This window comes from Methyloglobulus sp. (genome assembly GCF_040079455.1).
Classification (GTDB): Bacteria; Pseudomonadota; Gammaproteobacteria; order Methylococcales; family Methylomonadaceae; genus Methyloglobulus.
In genome coordinates, this window is the sequence record NZ_JBEBKJ010000014.1 from 40,251 (window position 1) to 56,556 (window position 16,306).

Genomic DNA, 16,306 nt, shown 5'->3' on the forward strand with positions numbered 1-16,306 from the left:
ACAAGTACCCGTCATGAATCCAGTAACATTTCAACAAAACGTGTTGGCATGGTTTGACCAACATGGCCGCAAAGATTTACCTTGGCAACAAAATATTAGCCCGTATCGGGTTTGGCTTTCTGAGATTATGCTCCAACAAACTCAAGTTGCCACGGTCATCCCGTATTTCCAGGCATTCATTGCCAAGTTTCCTGACGTGGACAGTTTGGCGCAAGCTCCTGTTGATGAGGTGTTACAGATGTGGTCGGGTTTGGGTTATTATGCCCGTGCGCGAAACCTGCACAAAGCGGCGCGGATTATCGGTGAGCAAGGCCAGTTCCCCGATACGTTGGATGGTCTCATGGCATTGCCGGGCATAGGTCTATCGACAGCCGGCGCTATTTTAAGTATTGCTTTCAACAAAGGTCACCCTATCCTTGATGGTAATGTGAAGAGGGTGTTGGCGCGATATAAGACGGTTTCAGGTTGGACGGGCAACAGCCAGGTCATTAAGCAACTTTGGGAAATCAGCGCACGGCTTACTCCTGATGAGCGGGTGGCTGACTATACCCAAGCCATGATGGATTTAGGGGCTACTGTCTGTACACGCAGTAAACCGTCTTGTGAAGAATGCCCGCTTGTGACGGCTTGTTTAGCATGGAAAACTGAAACAGTAGCTGATTTTCCAACACGAAGAATGACAAAAAAATTGCCCGTCAAGCAGCTGGTATTTTTGCTATTACACAATAATCAGCAGGTAATGTTGGAGAAAAGACCGCCTACCGGTATCTGGGGCGGACTATGGAGTATGCCGGAGTTTGCTAATGAAAGCGATGCTGTGAATTGGTGCATAAGCAATAATCTGCGAATTGTTCGCCAACAATCCAATGAAAAGCAGCGGCATACTTTTTCCCACTATCATCTGGACTATAATCCGCTGCTCATCGAAACTAACAGCACCATGGATATTATCCAAGAAGATGGTCGAGTTACCTGGCATAACATTGAACAAATCAAGCAGCTCGGTCTTGCAGCCCCTATTAAACTGCTATTGCAACAACACTTCAAAGGAGAATAAGAATGACCCGATTAATTAATTGCGTGAAATTAGGTAAAGAAGCCGAAGGCTTAGATGAACCGCCTTTTCCAGGTCCAAAAGGTCAGGAAATATTCGAGAAAATATCCAAACAAATCTGGAAAGACTGGCTCAGCAGACAAACCATGCTGATAAATGAAAACAAACTCGCCAGTTACGATCCAAAAGCCAGATCGTATCTTGCTGAGGAAAGGAATAAATTTTTGTTTGAAGGTAACGACGACATGCCGCAGGGCTATGTGCCACCCAAAGACTAAGTTCAGGATCATACTCAAATATAGCACTATCTATGAAATGAGTTTATAGCTTTGTGTTAAGGGTGATCGTGCCAAAAATGGGTTGAAAAAGGTCGCTGATTGTTAAAATCTTTTCAAGATATTTACTTATTTCCCAGCCTTAAGAGTTAGAATATATTATTTTAGTATTTCCGATGGGGTAATTTTTATTTCTTGTGGTTTGGTTTTACGTAAGATTTTTTTTGATGATTTTGTTCTGTGTTTTGTTTTATGACCAGCGACCACTTTCTCTTCAGGTTTAAAAGAAATAGCGATTCCATCAACATGTGTGATGCTTAGAGGGTTATCGTAGCCCTCTTCTTTACTTTCTTGAATCTTGGTATCGATGATCGCGTCAACTTTATCGCCATACTTAGTCAAGGCCTCTTTTTTTAAAAGATCTATGCCTTCTGTGCGTAACTGAATTTGATTATCTGAGGAGGAGGGTCTCTCTAGGGTATATTCGACTTGGCCTAGAATTTCGTAGGGTCTATTGTAGCGACCGTCATTTATCAGAATCTCCTTATTGGCATTAGATAGTGCTGTTTGGCTAGTGACTACCGAAGATGTCTCGGTGGAAGATGCGTTGGTTATAGGGTTATACCTACAACCAACGATGAATAGGACTCCAAAAATAACGAAAAAAATTCTTGTGCCTACGCGTTTCATACGAGGATCTCAAAGTTTATTTAACTGGGAGTTGTAGTTGTAAATTGACATCTAAACTGTGCTTTAAACCTTTTTTATTCTATCAGTGACTACTCCAATCTACCCAGCCAAAATGCGCTGAGCTAAGCACCAGTATACCAAAGGCGATACGATACCATGCAAATGCAGTAAAGTCGTGTCTGCTGATGAATCGAATTAGGCCGCGAACCGCCAGGAATGCGCTGATAAATGAAACGACGCTACCTACGGCAAACAAACTGATGTCATCGCTGCTGAACAAGTCACGATTTTTGTAAACATCATAAAGTGTAGCCGCAAACATGGTGGGAATGGCGAGAAAAAATGAAAACTCTGCTGCCGCCAAGCGGGATAAGCCAAAAAACAATCCACCGATGATGGTTGCGCCGGAACGGGAAGTACCAGGAATCATTGCCAAAGCCTGTGCAAACCCTACTTTCAAGGCATCTTGCCAAGTCATGTCGTCGATGGTTTCGGTGTGGATAGTGTGTTGACGGCGTTCTGCCCATAAAATCAACAAGCCGCCGATGATAAAAGCCGAAGCAACCACGGTTGGGTTGAACAAATAAGCTTTAATTTGCTTCAAGAACAAAAACCCTAAGATAGCAGAAGGCAGGAATGCGATAATTAAGTTAGTAGCCAAACGCTGCGAGGTACGCTCCTTGGTAATACTAACCAAGGTGTGGGTAAGCCGAACGCGGTATTCCCAAACCACGGCTAGAATCGCCGCAAACTGGATAACAATCTCAAAGACTTTGCCTTTGTCGTCGTTAAACCCCAGTAGCTGTCCAACCAGGATAAGATGGCCTGTCGAAGATACAGGTAGAAACTCGGTCAAGCCTTCCACAATGCCTAGAATAAAGGCAGGAAAAAGTAAGTGTGTATCCGACATAAATTATGGGGTTTTGATAGGTAACGTTTATTTACTTATCGCTTCATCGAATCGAAAAATTCCGCGTTGGTTTTAAAATCTTTGAGTTTTCCGATCAGGAATTCGGAAGCAGCGGTTTCGTCCATCGGTTGAAGAATTTTACGCAGTATCCAGGTTTTTTGCAGGGTGTCGGGATCAACCAGATATTCTTCCCTACGTGTGCCGGAACGGTTGATGTTGATGGCAGGGTAAATCCGTTTTTCGGCAATTTTACGATCAAGATGCAACTCCATGTTGCCCGTACCCTTGAATTCCTCGTAGATGACTTCGTCCATTCTTGAGCCCGTATCAACCAGAGCAGTGGCTATGATGGTCAAACTACCGCCTTCTTCGATATTACGTGCCGCGCCAAAAAAACGCTTAGGTTTTTCCAGGGCATTGGCATCGACACCACCCGTTAGTATTTTGCCGGAAGATGGCACTACCATGTTATACGCTCTTGCCAGTCGGGTTATCGAGTCTAACAAGATAACCACGTCGTGTTTATGCTCGACCAGACGACGGGCTTTTTCGATAACCATTTCGGCGACCTGTACGTGCCGGGTTGCTGGTTCATCAAAAGTGCTTGAAATAACTTCGCCACGGACACAGCGTTCCATTTCGGTAACTTCTTCAGGGCGTTCGTCGATTAACAATACGATGAGGTAGCATTCGGGGTTCTGCTCAGCAATTGCTTGGGCTAGGCTTTGCAGTATCATGGTTTTACCGGCTTTCGGTGGCGACACAATCAAGCCGCGCTGACCTTTCCCGATGGGGGCGATCAAATCTATTATGCGTCGGGTCAAATCTTCGCTGCTGCCATTGCCTTGCTCAAGCACGAAGCGCTGTTTAGCAAAGAGCGGTGTCAGGTTTGAAAAGTTGATTTTGTTTTTGGTGTTTTCGGGTGGCTCAAAATTGATTTGGTCAACTTTGAGCATAGCGAAGTAACGTTCAGTGTCTTTCGGTGGTCTGATCTTGCCAGTAATAGTATCGCCAGTTTTGAGAGAGAATCGCCTGATTTGGCTAGGTGAAACGTAAATATCATCCGGGCCCGCCAAGTAAGAGCAGCCGGGGGTTCGTAAAAAACCGAAGCCATCTTGTAAAATTTCCAAAACACCATCGCCAGAGATGTCGTCGCCCGCTTTTGCCTGCTTTTTAAGAATAGCAAAGATGAGATCCTGTTTACGGGATCTGGCTACGTTTTCGAGCCCCAGAGATTCGGCTATTTCAATGACTTCATTAATTGGTTTTTGTTTTAACTCGGTAAGGTTCATAAGGGAGAGAAAATTCGAAAGAATTCGCCTACGCATTTAAGCTGTAAGACGGGTTTAGGATTCAGGGGTGCGGTCTATCGGACGATGCGGTTTGAAAACGCGAGCAAGTTCCGTCGCGTCGGAGCAGTATATCGTAAGTATTTAGACCCGTCCAATATTTTGTAACGGGTCTGATTCTTATTTTTTATTACAGGTAGTTGTCAACGAATCCGGCAAGTTGTGATTTTGTCAAGGCACCCACTTTTGTTCCTTCTACTTCGCCATCTAGAAATAGCATAAGCGTAGGTATACCTCGTACGCCATAATGTTGTGGAGTCGCTGGGTTATCATCAATGTTTAACTTAACTACAGTCAATTTACCCTCATAATCTTTGGCAATTTCATCCAAAATTGGGGCAATCATCTTACAAGGGCCGCACCATTCCGCCCAGTAATCAACCAATACAGGCCCAGTGGCACTAAGAACAGTTTCACTAAAATTACTATCATTGACATGAAGAACCAAGTCGCTCACATTACATCTCCAACATTTAAAAGCGTAACTATAGGAGGGATAAACTAAGCCGTCAATCAATTTTCGGCTAAACTGCTTTTTACGGTATGCTATAACCCATGAATAATACCCATTTAACCGAAATCCTTTTCAGCAACCTTGAGTTGTCCGAGGCCATCCTGCAAGGTTTAAAAGAAGCGGGCTTCCATCACTGCACACCGATACAAGATAAAACCCTACCTTTGGCACTACGGGGCAAGGATGTGGCAGGTCAAGCGCAAACTGGAACAGGCAAAACGGCGGCATTTTTGCTGGCTACCTTTCAGCACCTTATCAATGATGAAACTGATCTAGATGAAGAAGAGGATGACGATGAAGATGCTATTGATGAGGCAGTAGAAAAGGTAATCGTTAAACCTGTTAGAAACAAAACCATCAATTATCCCAGAGCGATCATACTCGCACCAACCAGAGAATTAGCCATTCAAATTCATAAAGATGCGTTGCAATTGGGCAAACATCTTAACCTTACATTTGCCTTAATCTATGGCGGCACGGATTACCAAAAGCAACTGGTCAAAGTAAAATCAAATGTCGATATTATTATCGGTACGCCAGGGCGTATTATCGATTTTTATCGACAAAACGCGTTCACGCTAGATCATGTCAAAGTCATGGTGTTGGATGAAGCAGACCGCATGTTTGACTTAGGGTTCATCAAGGATATCCGTTTTCTACTGCGCCGTATGCCAGCACCGGAAACACGCCTGAACATGCTGTTCTCGGCAACTTTGTCGTATAAGGTAACTGAACTGGCTTATGAGCATATGAACAACCCAGTGTTGGTGAAAATTGAGACCGAAGAAGTCACCTCCAAAGCTATCAATCAAAGTGCTTACTGCCCGTCAAACGAGCAAAAAATACCGCTGCTATTGGGTATATTGAAACACGACCAACCGCAACGAAGCATTATCTTCGTCAATACCAAACGCTGTGCGGAAGAACTGGATGCCACACTTAATGCTAATGGCTACAAAACTGCTGCTTTAAGTGGTGACGTACCGCAGGAAAAACGGCAGAAGTTATTGCTTAGTTTTCAGGAGAACGAAATTTCACTGCTGATTGCCACCGATGTTGCGGCTAGAGGTTTGCACATCGCCGATGTTTCCCACGTTATCAATTATGACTTACCCCAAGATGTAGAAGATTATGTTCACCGGATAGGACGGACAGCGCGGTTTGGTGCAAGCGGCGAAGCCATCAGCTTTATTTGCGAGGAATATGCCTATTCCATGCCGGATATTGAAGAATTTATCGGACAAAAAATCCCCGTCAAAGCCATAGTCAAAGAATTATTGGCAGAGGTCATAAAGCCAGAACGAAAGCCTAAAGAATTCAGACCAGCCCAGCGTCCCAAACGTCCGCCACACAGCCAAAATCGTAAACCTAAAGCCCCCGCATTAACTCCCGAAAATCCTCGATAGCAGGGAAATCTGTTATCTCCTTCTTGGGCAACCCAGAATCTGGGCGGCTTACCGACACCAAATGGACAATCCCGTATTGACGGGCTGAATTCAGCACCGCAAGGCTGTCATCAATCAATAGCGTCGTTTGCTTTTCAAAAGAATGTTGATGTTGTAGGCGATGCCAAAAATCGGCATGTTCTTTAGGCAAACCAAAATCGTGGGAACTAACCAGGCCGTCAAAAAACGGCAGCAAACCCGTTTTCTCCATCTTTAAATCCAGGCTGTCGCGGTGGGCATTAGTCACTAACAGAACCCGCTGCGAAGATTGCTTGATCTTCTCCAAAAACTCGCTGACATGAGGCAGCACCGCTATCAATTCGGCAAGCTCGACTTTTAGTCCGGCAATATCCAACTGTAAGGTATCGCTCCAATAATCTAGGCAATACCAATCCAATGTTCCCTCTTTGCTTTTGAAGCGAGGAATCAGATGAGTTTTGGCATCGTCAACCGACAACCCTTCTTTTTCTGCAAACTTAAGCGGCACAAACTCCTTCCAGAAATGGTTATCAAACCGCAAATCCAGCAAAGTGCCATCCATATCTAGGAATACCGTATCAATTTCTTTCCAATTAACCATGAGAGTGATTTATATTTAAGCTTAGATTTAATCTGAAGTACGATGCAAAACCATTAACTTTGACATTAAAATAACGTAGCCCGTAAGGAAAAGAGCGTAATACGGGGACTAATAACCCTGGATTCCACTATGTTTCATCCAGGCTACCTCGCTGCCGCACCCCTTCAGGCGATTCCCGCCAAAACCTCCGGTACTTGGCCCGGCATACGGGAACGGGGCGATTGTCATAGCATACTAGGGTGCGTTTTACGCACCAAAATCATCGGTGTTTGTAGCAACACTCTCCCAAATCTGACAGTTTCATGATTTGTCGTTTTATGGCGCATGAAATGCACCCTTCCCAGATGTTTGACTATTTCAGGCTTTTATGGCATTCGCAAGCAAAAAGTTTGCATCTTTATTGAATTAATTTACGGTGTAAATAGTCGTAGAAGTGTATGTTGTCAGTTCGCATTTTTTGAACATCTTACCGCGTTGCACTAATTTTGAAACACTTTTAAATAAAAGGGGTGATTATGTTGAATTTCAGATCAAAAAAAATTATTTTGCCATTATATTTTTGTGCGCTGTCAGCACTTTTATTTCCTGCACTAACCCAGGCAGAGCTCGGTGGTAGTGGGAGTAAAGCTGCAAATGAGGCCACGGAACAAAGGGCTGTGAAAGAAAGAAAGCTTGAAAACAGAAAAAAAGAGGCCGAAGCTAAAAAAGCGGCTGAAGCCCAGCAAGGGCAACCAGCAGAAACTCAAACACCGCCAGAGGGCCAGCAGCAGGATAAACCGGCTGCACAGTAATTAGGTTGCAGGATGTGCTTAAAGTGAAGCCCATCACATTCGGCGGGTTACGCCGCGCATGGACACCAGTCGTAGTTTAGGCATAGTGAATTGCGCGGCTAACCTCGCCCTGCAACCATCCCACCGTACAAGGTCAAAAATTTTAATTTTTCAATCAGATGGATGCCGAATTCTTGATCCAAATCAACACGGCTGATGTATAAGAATATACCCTAACGCTAGGTTACGATGGACTATGAGAGCAACCAAGGTTCATTTTGAGATCCAAGTTCGGCCGTTATTTAGGTACATAAATAATTAGTTATAGGATCGTGATATATGAAAAATATATTGTTTTTATTATTCTTGCTGCTATCGGCAAATGCAGTTTCTGGGGCACGCACCGGTCATCATGGCGATTTCATTGTTACCTGCCATCCGCCAAAATTTATCCAAGAAAAACCGCTCGATAACGCACACGTTAGCTCGTTCCAAGAATTCGAGTTTATGACTTCAGACAATACCGATGGTAAAACCATCAAGGTGTGGGTGAATAATAAATTGCTTGATGCTGACATCGTGCCGCTTGCCAGTGGGCATTTCCGTGTCAAGGGCAAGTTGCCCGAACCCTTGCTGGAAGGTAAAGCGTGGATTAAAGTGACTTCCGAAAGCAATGACGGTTGCAATGCTTTACGGGCATGGAATGTTTACATTAACAAATAAGGTATCAGGTTCAGGAAATTTTCGACGGGTAATCAGCACAACTAACTCCTTTTATTGCATTTTTGCAGATTGCCTCACGGCGAATCCGCCTTACGTGTTATTTCCGATAAATGCTCCGATACTCGGAGCGGCATACGTGAGATGGAGACAATTGTAGAGGAGTTAACTTGCTAACCCCAACAAACATAATGAACGATGTTATGTTGGGGTTCGTTCCTCACCCCAACCTACCGTGCTAATTCTTTCATATATGTTTCAACCTCACCACCAAACAAGAAAGAGGCTTCGGGATATAAATTTGTAAAGCTAGGTGGGGCATATATAGGTTCAACGCTTTGAATCGCGCTTGATGCCACCACCCACGTTTCATTAAAAATCATTAATCTCCGCTCAAATAGATCGAGATTTAATTTTGCTTTGGCGATATTGCGTTGTTGATAAGTAATAATTACAGCAATAATCCCAACGATCAAAGTTGGCGTGACCTTAAGGAATTCTAAATACCAGTCCACTTGATTGCAGTCTGCTGCCATAAAGTTCTCTTCAAAAAACGAAACTTGGAGAATGCACGACACCCTCGGCACTATCCAAAAAAACCACGTTTTCGCGTTACTTCCGTACGGAGCTGCTCTGCTAATATATTTAAGCCTTCTCGTATCTCAACCCGTAACGTGCGTTAATGTAGGATGCGGTGAGTTACGAACCGCATCCTACGTGCTTATTATTTTTTATTTTGCTTAATTGCTGTATGTAAAGCACTCGGCCACGTGATCCCACTCATTCTAGTTGTGTCTAATTCTTTTTCTAAAATATCCCAATGTACATTTGAACTCGCTACTAAATCATATACACGCTGAATCATTAATAACTTCTCATTACCATCTTCCTTGTACTTGTTGTAAAGCATTTTGTTTTTATAATGCCCATATAACCAATAAAAAATAAATCCACAACCAAGCAAGCCATACGCTACGTTTTCACTTGAATTGGCAAACAACGCAATTAATATACTAAGAATTACAATCCACTTAATTAAAAACATTAACGTTTGAATCAAGATAGCAATGTATTTTCCGTCAAACCAGTTTGCTACATATATTTTGATGTTCGGTAATAAAAAATTACTAATCTTTTCATCGATTGCTTTTTTTTGATTTAAGTATGTAAGTACTATCAATATTTGTATTAATAGCCAATCTATAGATTCGGCCTTGTGAAGTTTTAACTTCCGTTCGCCTCGAGCCTGTCGAAAGGCTTGTGTGCTTCGACAAGCTCAGCACGAACGGTTCAAACATTAAAAGGCCGAATCAATAAGTCAGTACTTCTTACTTCTTTTTGTACAAAGTACCAATCGGCATCATTGTTTATGGTATTTATCCAATGCGTCCCGATATTAGTTAAATTCTTTTCAGTAAACCGAGCTAAGTCACTTTGGTGATTCCAATAGATATTAGCACCTATAGTTGTTTCTAAATCAATAACAATGCGTGATACTTCCTCTATTTTTCCTTCTCTTTCATTGATCTTATCTTCTATATCCTTGTAAAGTTGCTTAACAGAAAACTCACTAAGTTTTAATTTATCAAGTTGAGATTGGATTGTTTTTAAGCGTGCTAACATTTAAGCCCCGTTAAATTCTTTGAAAAACATTCATCATTTCCACGCTCCGCGTGGGAATGCAGCCCCAAGCCCGGTAAGGTTGGGTTAGACGCGCATGGCAACAATGACAAAACAACCATGTGTGTTTGGTCGCGTCGTAACCCAACGTTTGGCGATAAAATTGCCGCCCAATGCTGGGTTACGTCGCACGGGTAACTTTAAACAATCTTAGCGTGATTTGTTGTGTGCGCCTAACCCACAGTTAACTTCTCTATCCCGTACGCTGCGCTGACCATCGGAGCGTTTATCGAGAATAGCCCTAGGGGGTGGGATGCCTTTTCTTTGGATACTTTCTTTTGCTGATTGTACTCCTGCACAACCGCATTCACCACCTCCCTGTGGCTTGAAGAAGCAAAAGGAAGTATCTCGTCCGTGGATACGAGAGCCCACATTCAAATACTCGTCGCGTTAACGACACATTAATATTTTCACATCCCTGTATTCGGGATTCCGGCAATCCCTGCCGGAATGACGGTTACATATTTTGTGCAAGTCCATCCCATTGGTTCGACAGGCTCACCACGAACGGATTTTTTAATACATTCTAAACGCAAAATCCATCGCTATCTAAACCCCCGCCACAAACCCCGCCGCCTCTATCCCCGCAATCGCGCAACGCTCATCTTGTTCTGATGAATCGCCACTTATACCGACAGAACCGATAATCGTGTTACCTTTGTCACGGATCAATACGCCGCCAGGAACTGGCATAATCTGCCCTTCTGCGATGGTAATCAAGGCATTCATAAAATCTGGGCGGTGTTCTGCTACCGCCGCCAAACTTCGTGAGGATATGCCCATGTTGACGGCCCCCCAAGCTTTCGCCGTGGCGATTTGCTGCCTGATGACGGTCGCGCCATCTTCCCTTTGCAACGCTTTCAGATGTCCCGATGCGTCCAGTACCACCACAGTCAGTGGAGCCATGTTTAATGACCTGGCTTTTTGGGTGGCGGCGTTGATGATTTTATTGGCTTTTTCAAGTGTAAGTGGTGTCATTTGAGATCTCTTTTCTGCTTTTATTCTAATAATTTAACTAAATGCGGCCATATTTTTTCGACAATCATGGCTTGTGCCTTTTCATTGGGATGTAGGCCATCTGCCTGCATCAATTGTTTCGCCAATGCGACATCTTCAAGAATGAAAGGCACATAAGGTACGCCTAACTCTTTGGACAATTGCGGATAGACATTGTAAAACATCTCGGTGTAGCGTTTGCCATAATTGGGCGGAATTCGCATACTGAGCAATAATGCCTTAGCACCGGATTTCTGTACGCGACGGGTGATTTCGGCAAGGTTGTTTTTCAGGATAGCGGGCGACAGCCCCCGTAAACCGTCATTCGCCCCCAGCTCAATGACGACGACGCTGGGCTTATGCCTGGTCAACGCATCGTCAATTCGCGCCAATCCTCCGGCACTGGTATCGCCGGTGATACTTTCGTTGTTGATGCTGTAGTCGCTGTGCTTTTCTTGTAACTTGTTCTGAACCAAAGCCACCCAGCCCTGTCCCACTTCAATTCCGTAAGCGGCACTGAGGCTGTCGCCTAACACAACAATTGATTTTGCCGTGGCGGACACGGATACTAACGCAAAAACCATCGCAACCAAATACTTAAGCATGATGCAAACTCAACAATCAAGAAACATCATTGTAACTGAAAATCTCGGTAAGTCAGTTAAGACTTCCAGTGGAACGTTGCATATCTTGGCAGATATTAACTTGCAGGTGGCATCTGGCGAAAGCATCGCCATCGCTGGGGAATCCGGCTCAGGAAAATCGACGTTAATCAGCTTACTGGCAGGGTTGGATACGCCGACTATCGGCACGATTAGTCTTAATGGCAAATCCCTAACCGGCATGGATGAAGATGGTAGGGCGGCAATGCGTAATCAGTTGGTCGGCTTTGTGTTCCAGTCTTTCCAATTACTGCAAGGGCTTACTGCGCTGGAAAATGTGATGCTGCCGCTGGAGTTGAGAGGTGACAAAAATGCTAAGAATGCGGCTATTAGCTTATTAGAACGGGTAGGTTTATCTGAACGCCTCACGCACACACCTAGACAACTTTCCGGTGGAGAACAACAACGCGTGGCATTGGCGCGGGCATTCGTGTCCAGACCTGCCATTTTATTTGCTGATGAACCAACCGGTAATCTGGACAGTAAAACGGGGGCAAAAGTCATAGAACTCTTGTTTGAGTTGAATCTTGAAAACAATGCGACATTAATATTGGTGACCCACGACCAAACCTTAGCAAATCGTTGCCAACGCATCATCAAGCTAGATGCTGGGAGAATAGTATGAAGCCGTTTGGCCTCGCCGTGCGCTTGCTTTGGCGAGATAGCCGTGCGGGAGAGCTGACCATCCTGTTTCTGGCTTTGCTGATTGCGGTCACCAGTTCTACAGCCATTGCGCTGTTCTCAGACCGTTTGGAACGAACGATGACCAACCAAACCGCTGAATTTTTGGCGGCTGATATGGTTATCAGCAGCCATGCCACCATTCCTGAATCCTGGTTAGAAAAAGCAAAGCAACTGAATTTAGCGCAAGCACAAACGGCAGAATTCTCCAGTGTCCTGATCGAGAATGACGAATTATTGCTTGCGGGGATTAAAGCCGCTAGCAACTTGTATCCTCTGCGCGGTTTTTTAAAAACCACCACATCAGATTATGCAGATGAAACTATCGAACACAAAGGCCCAGAGCCTGGATTTGCCTGGGTAGAAAAGCGGGTTTTGTCGGCACTTAAGCTTAACGTAGGTGGTCTGATCATGGTCGGCGAAAAAAAACTGGTGATCGGTAAAATCATTACTTACGAGCCAGATAAGCAGGGTGATATTTACAGCCTGTCACCGCGCGTGATAATCAATAAGCAGGATTTACAGGAAACCGGAGTTATCCAGCCGGGCAGTCACGTCCATTATTTTTTTCAGTTTAGCGGTGAGCAGACGCAACTGGCTGAATTCAAACGCTGGGTTAAACCACAATTGAATCTTGCCCAGCGCATCATGGATATTCATGAAGACCGCCCTGAGTTAGGTTCGGCATTGAACCGTGCAGAACGCTATCTGGGCTTATCCAGCATTGTGGTCATCATTATTTCCGGTGTGGCTATCGCCATGGCTACCCGGCGTTACACCGAGCGTCATCTGGATGCGACTGCCATCCTGCGCTGCCTGGGCTGTAAGCAAAACGAGGTGCTTTGGTTGTTTATCAGTCAATTTCTACTTTTGGGCTTATTGACCAGCGCTTTAGCTTGCGGATTGGGTTGGTTTGTTCAGGAAATGCTCTTTAAGTTGTTACGGAACTTACTGCCCCAAAGCGTTGCCAATCCAGGATGGTTGGCGATTTTCTTTGGCATGATGACGGGCATGACGATACTAATAGGCTTCGCCTTACCGCCCTTGCTTCGTCTTAAAAAAGTTTCTCCGGCCAGAGTATTGCGCCGTGACTTAGAACCCTTACCTACCAGCGCATGGTTGGTTTACGGTTTGGCAGGTGGCATTGTGGGGATATTGATCTGGCGATACACCGAAGACCTCAATATGACGGTAACTATTTTCTGTGCGGGTTTAGTGTTATTGCTGGTTCTTGGCTTGCTGGTTTACTTGATGCTGATGTTGGCGCATCGGTATTTGTCTTCCATGCCTTTGAATTGGCGCTTCGGCTTGCAAGGCTTATTGCGAAATAGCCGCGCTACAGTCAGTCAAATCCTTGCCTTCACCATCACGCTAGTGGCGATGACACTAAGTTTCACCGTGCGTAGCGATTTGATCGAAAACTGGCACAAACAATTGCCGGAACACGCGCCTAATCATTTTGCCCTAAATATTTTCCCTGAACAATTACCTGGGCTGCAAACAGAATTTAAAGACAACGGTATTGAAAACAGTCAATTTTTTCCGGTGATAAGAGGACGGCTAACGGAGATAAACAGCGTACCTGTAAAAAAAATTGTCAGTAAAGATTCGCAAGGGGAAAGCGCGACACATAGGGAGCTGAGCTTGACTTGGACAGAAAAGCTACCCGAAGACAATAAAATCATTGTCGGTACGTGGTGGTCTCCTGAAAAAAAACCAGAAGTTTCGGTCGAGCAAAAACTGGCGGAGAGCCTAAAAATTAATCTTGGGGATAAATTACTGTTTGTCGTCGGTGGTCAGCAATTAACTGCAACCGTCAGTAATATAAGGTCGCTCCAGTGGGACACTATGAAGCCAAACTTCTATATGATTTTTTCACCTGGGACTTTAGAATCATTTCCAAGCACTTTTTTAACCAGTTTTTACCTCCCAGAAAACAAAAAAACTTATCTAAATCAACTGGTAAAACACTATCCAGCGATAACAATTTTGGAAGTGGATTTAATCCTAAAACAATTTAAAACTATCCTCTCGCAATTGACTGAAGCCATCAATTACCTGCTGTATTTTGCGCTAATGGCAGGTTTTACCGTCTTGTTTTCGGCAATTTATTCGACCTTGGACAACCGTATCTACGAGAGCGCATTGCTACGGACTTTCGGTGCTAACCGTTCTTTATTGCGACGAACACATATTATAGAATTTGCTTTGCTGGGGTTGGTTTCTGGTGTGCTGGCGGTGATGATTTCAGAAGCCTTGCTCTTTGCACTGTATTCAAAGGCGTTGCATTTGGATTACGCCCCAACCTGGTACTTATGGATTGCCTTACCGTTAATCGGTGCATTTATGGTTGGATTAGCAGGGTGTTGGGGTGTGCGCCGTGTTGTCACCAGCCCACCACTTCGGGTTTTAAGAGAGAGCTAATGTTGTTTTTCTATGATGTTGACCCTATTCATGGAGCATTCATAATTGATGGTCTAAACTAACGCCAACAATGTAAACAATCACTCAACGAGGTAGTAAAAATGAAAATAGTTAAAGCCAGTATGCTTATTACAAGCGCCCTGATGTTATCAGCATGCTACAGTCAAGGAGGCTACACGCCTACCGTTGATACCTACAACAATCCAAACGCGTATCGTATCAATCAGGATATGGAAGAATGCAGACAGTTAGCACAACACTCATCTGGTGGCAGCACTGTAAAAGAAACCGCAATTGGTGCTGGCGTAGGTGGCTTGGTCGGCGCTGCGGGTGGAGCCGTGGTCGGCGCATTCACGGGAAATCCAGCAGCGGGAGCGGCCATAGGTGCGGCGGCGGGTGGCTTTGGCGGCGCAGCCAAGCAAGGCTTTACAGCTGAAGACAGATTCCGTAATGCCTATAATCAATGTATGAGCGGTCGTGGACATAACGTGATCAGATAAGCCTGTAAATCAATATTTTATGAAAAAGCAACACATGAATGTGTTGCTTTTTTAGCTATTCTAATACTGATGAAAACTTTGAGTTTTTCCGTTACGGTTTTTTAGCTAAACTGAGTAACTGTTTAACCAAGCAACCCTTATATTTCAACCAGCCACTTGGATTTAGTAATTTAACGGCGGATTCAACTCCGAAGTGTAATCGGCCAAAAACGCGGAAGCGGTCGCTCACAATGAGTAAATTGACCGAGTTTTGGCCGCCTGTTGTCGACTAATTACAGCCGCTCACACTTTCCGATAGCTAACGTTCACATCGTCAACAACAGATGCTCATTGCTTAAAAATGTAGGCGCATAATCATAGCTATTAACAAAGGTGCAGACAGGGATCTAATGAAGGGCACTTGCTTGAAAGACTGCAAATAGGACGGAACTCATGGGATTGAACCATCCCCTGTGGGCACATCTACCAATTTAAATGATTTTCTCACGAGCTTTTTCGTAGATGTTACTCGGTATCGAACGCAACAATGAATAAAACAACCTTAATATGTTTGGGGCTTGAATACATGGATTTACATCCGAAAAGTGCAGCTGATATTCCTAAAAACTTGTCGTTTATCCCTGTTCTCCAGGTAAACAGATCAGAATTTATATTTAGCGATCCGTGGCAAGTTCATAGCCATGTTTTTGATTTATTCTATTTCTAAAATTTCATAAGCATTAAATTCTGGAATACTTTTTTTGAATATAATTTGCACATAATGGTCGAACTGGCAATAGCTTTTCTTTCACTTGCTCGATAAGGTTATCAGGCAGACAAGTGTTCAGATGAGGGTTGTATTTTTTATGGCTCTATGATTACGAGACCTTTGCACGACCCCAAGCCTCAAAACAGGTAAAATAAGCCTTTATTCAAGACCGAGCAACAGCCCATGTCCTGGAAGGACCTAGCCCAAACCACTGTAATGGTCAACTAAAACCGGACACTTTTTTAGGCGGCATTCCTATCAAAATCCCTCACAAATTCCAACGGGGTTTGACAGCCTAGTTTTGAGTG

18 protein-coding genes are annotated in these 16,306 nt (G+C 44.2%); 8 read left to right on the forward strand and 10 right to left on the reverse strand.

What is annotated here, in order from left to right; genetic code table 11:
- The first annotated feature begins 13 nt into the window (after nt 1-13).
- Both mutY and ABL924_RS05265 read left to right on the forward strand, forming a co-directional pair.
- Entirely contained in the window at nt 14-1,057 is a 1,044-nt protein-coding gene (gene mutY / locus ABL924_RS05260) for an A/G-specific adenine glycosylase (protein WP_349026023.1), read from the forward strand.
- Between the two features lie 2 nt (nt 1,058-1,059).
- On the forward strand, nt 1,060-1,332 hold the full coding sequence (locus ABL924_RS05265; protein ID WP_349026024.1) for an oxidative damage protection protein: 273 nt from the start codon (nt 1,060-1,062) through the stop codon (nt 1,330-1,332).
- A 156-nt stretch (nt 1,333-1,488) separates the two neighbouring features.
- Here the strand turns inward: ABL924_RS05265 and ABL924_RS05270 are convergent, their stop codons facing one another.
- The 4 genes from ABL924_RS05270 to trxA all read right to left on the reverse strand — a co-directional run bounded on the left by ABL924_RS05270 (nt 1,489) and on the right by trxA (nt 4,735).
- Entirely contained in the window at nt 1,489-2,019 is a 531-nt protein-coding gene (locus ABL924_RS05270; protein ID WP_349026025.1) for a hypothetical protein, read from the reverse strand.
- An 82-nt stretch (nt 2,020-2,101) separates the two neighbouring features.
- Nucleotides 2,102-2,929: an undecaprenyl-diphosphate phosphatase gene (locus ABL924_RS05275; protein ID WP_349026026.1), complete on the reverse strand. Its 828-nt coding sequence runs from the start codon at nt 2,927-2,929 to the stop codon at nt 2,102-2,104.
- A gap of 35 nt (nt 2,930-2,964) precedes the next feature.
- Nucleotides 2,965-4,221: a transcription termination factor Rho gene (gene rho / locus ABL924_RS05280; protein ID WP_349026027.1), complete on the reverse strand. Its 1,257-nt coding sequence runs from the start codon at nt 4,219-4,221 to the stop codon at nt 2,965-2,967.
- 187 nt (nt 4,222-4,408) lie between these two features.
- The gene (trxA, locus tag ABL924_RS05285; RefSeq protein WP_349026028.1) at nt 4,409-4,735 is read right to left on the reverse strand and encodes a thioredoxin TrxA; all 327 of its coding nucleotides are present in this window, start codon (nt 4,733-4,735) and stop codon (nt 4,409-4,411) included.
- A 98-nt stretch (nt 4,736-4,833) separates the two neighbouring features.
- Here trxA and ABL924_RS05290 point away from each other — a divergent pair, with 98 nt between their 5' ends.
- Nucleotides 4,834-6,198 (forward strand): DEAD/DEAH box helicase, encoded by a 1,365-nt coding sequence (locus ABL924_RS05290; protein WP_349026029.1) that lies wholly within the window; start codon nt 4,834-4,836, stop codon nt 6,196-6,198.
- Here the strand turns inward: ABL924_RS05290 and yrfG are convergent.
- Nucleotides 6,161-6,817 carry a GMP/IMP nucleotidase gene (yrfG, locus tag ABL924_RS05295; protein ID WP_349026030.1) on the reverse strand — a complete coding sequence of 219 codons (657 nt, stop codon included), beginning with the start codon at nt 6,815-6,817 and terminating at the stop codon, nt 6,161-6,163. The two genes, ABL924_RS05290 and yrfG, sit on opposite strands and share 38 nt — an antisense overlap.
- 515 nt (nt 6,818-7,332) lie before the next feature.
- Between yrfG and ABL924_RS05300 the strand changes: the two genes are divergently transcribed.
- Nucleotides 7,333-7,608, forward strand: coding sequence for a hypothetical protein (locus ABL924_RS05300; RefSeq protein WP_349026031.1), 276 nt, complete (start codon nt 7,333-7,335; stop codon nt 7,606-7,608).
- Between the two features lie 318 nt (nt 7,609-7,926).
- Nucleotides 7,927-8,310 (forward strand): hypothetical protein, encoded by a 384-nt coding sequence (locus ABL924_RS05305; RefSeq protein WP_349026032.1) that lies wholly within the window; start codon nt 7,927-7,929, stop codon nt 8,308-8,310.
- Nucleotides 8,311-8,537: 227 nt separating this feature from the next.
- Here the strand turns inward: ABL924_RS05305 and ABL924_RS05310 are convergent, their stop codons facing one another.
- From ABL924_RS05310 to ABL924_RS05330, 5 genes are all read right to left on the reverse strand, one after another.
- Nucleotides 8,538-8,843 (reverse strand): hypothetical protein, encoded by a 306-nt coding sequence (locus tag ABL924_RS05310; RefSeq protein ID WP_349026033.1) that lies wholly within the window; start codon nt 8,841-8,843, stop codon nt 8,538-8,540.
- Between the two features lie 188 nt (nt 8,844-9,031).
- On the reverse strand, nt 9,032-9,487 hold the full coding sequence (locus ABL924_RS05315) for a hypothetical protein (RefSeq protein WP_349026034.1): 456 nt from the start codon (nt 9,485-9,487) through the stop codon (nt 9,032-9,034).
- A 110-nt stretch (nt 9,488-9,597) separates the two neighbouring features.
- Nucleotides 9,598-9,930 (reverse strand): hypothetical protein, encoded by a 333-nt coding sequence (locus ABL924_RS05320; protein ID WP_349026035.1) that lies wholly within the window; start codon nt 9,928-9,930, stop codon nt 9,598-9,600.
- 606 nt (nt 9,931-10,536) lie between these two features.
- A complete protein-coding gene (locus ABL924_RS05325) occupies nt 10,537-10,965 on the reverse strand; it encodes a heme-binding protein (RefSeq protein WP_349026036.1) in 429 nt (142 codons plus the stop codon).
- Between the two features lie 20 nt (nt 10,966-10,985).
- Nucleotides 10,986-11,588, reverse strand: a complete 603-nt coding sequence (locus tag ABL924_RS05330; protein ID WP_349026037.1) for an arylesterase — start codon at nt 11,586-11,588, stop codon at nt 10,986-10,988.
- Here ABL924_RS05330 and ABL924_RS05335 point away from each other — a divergent pair.
- The 3 genes from ABL924_RS05335 to ABL924_RS05345 all read left to right on the forward strand — a co-directional run bounded on the left by ABL924_RS05335 (nt 11,587) and on the right by ABL924_RS05345 (nt 15,250).
- Nucleotides 11,587-12,270: an ABC transporter ATP-binding protein gene (locus tag ABL924_RS05335; RefSeq protein WP_349026038.1), complete on the forward strand. Its 684-nt coding sequence runs from the start codon at nt 11,587-11,589 to the stop codon at nt 12,268-12,270. The two genes, ABL924_RS05330 and ABL924_RS05335, sit on opposite strands and share 2 nt — an antisense overlap.
- Nucleotides 12,267-14,750: an FtsX-like permease family protein gene (locus ABL924_RS05340; RefSeq protein ID WP_349026039.1), complete on the forward strand. Its 2,484-nt coding sequence runs from the start codon at nt 12,267-12,269 to the stop codon at nt 14,748-14,750. Before ABL924_RS05335 ends, ABL924_RS05340 begins: the two co-directional genes overlap by 4 nt.
- A gap of 101 nt (nt 14,751-14,851) precedes the next feature.
- Nucleotides 14,852-15,250 carry a glycine zipper family protein gene (locus tag ABL924_RS05345; protein ID WP_349026040.1) on the forward strand — a complete coding sequence of 133 codons (399 nt, stop codon included), beginning with the start codon at nt 14,852-14,854 and terminating at the stop codon, nt 15,248-15,250.
- Nucleotides 15,251-16,306 lie beyond the last annotated feature (1,056 nt).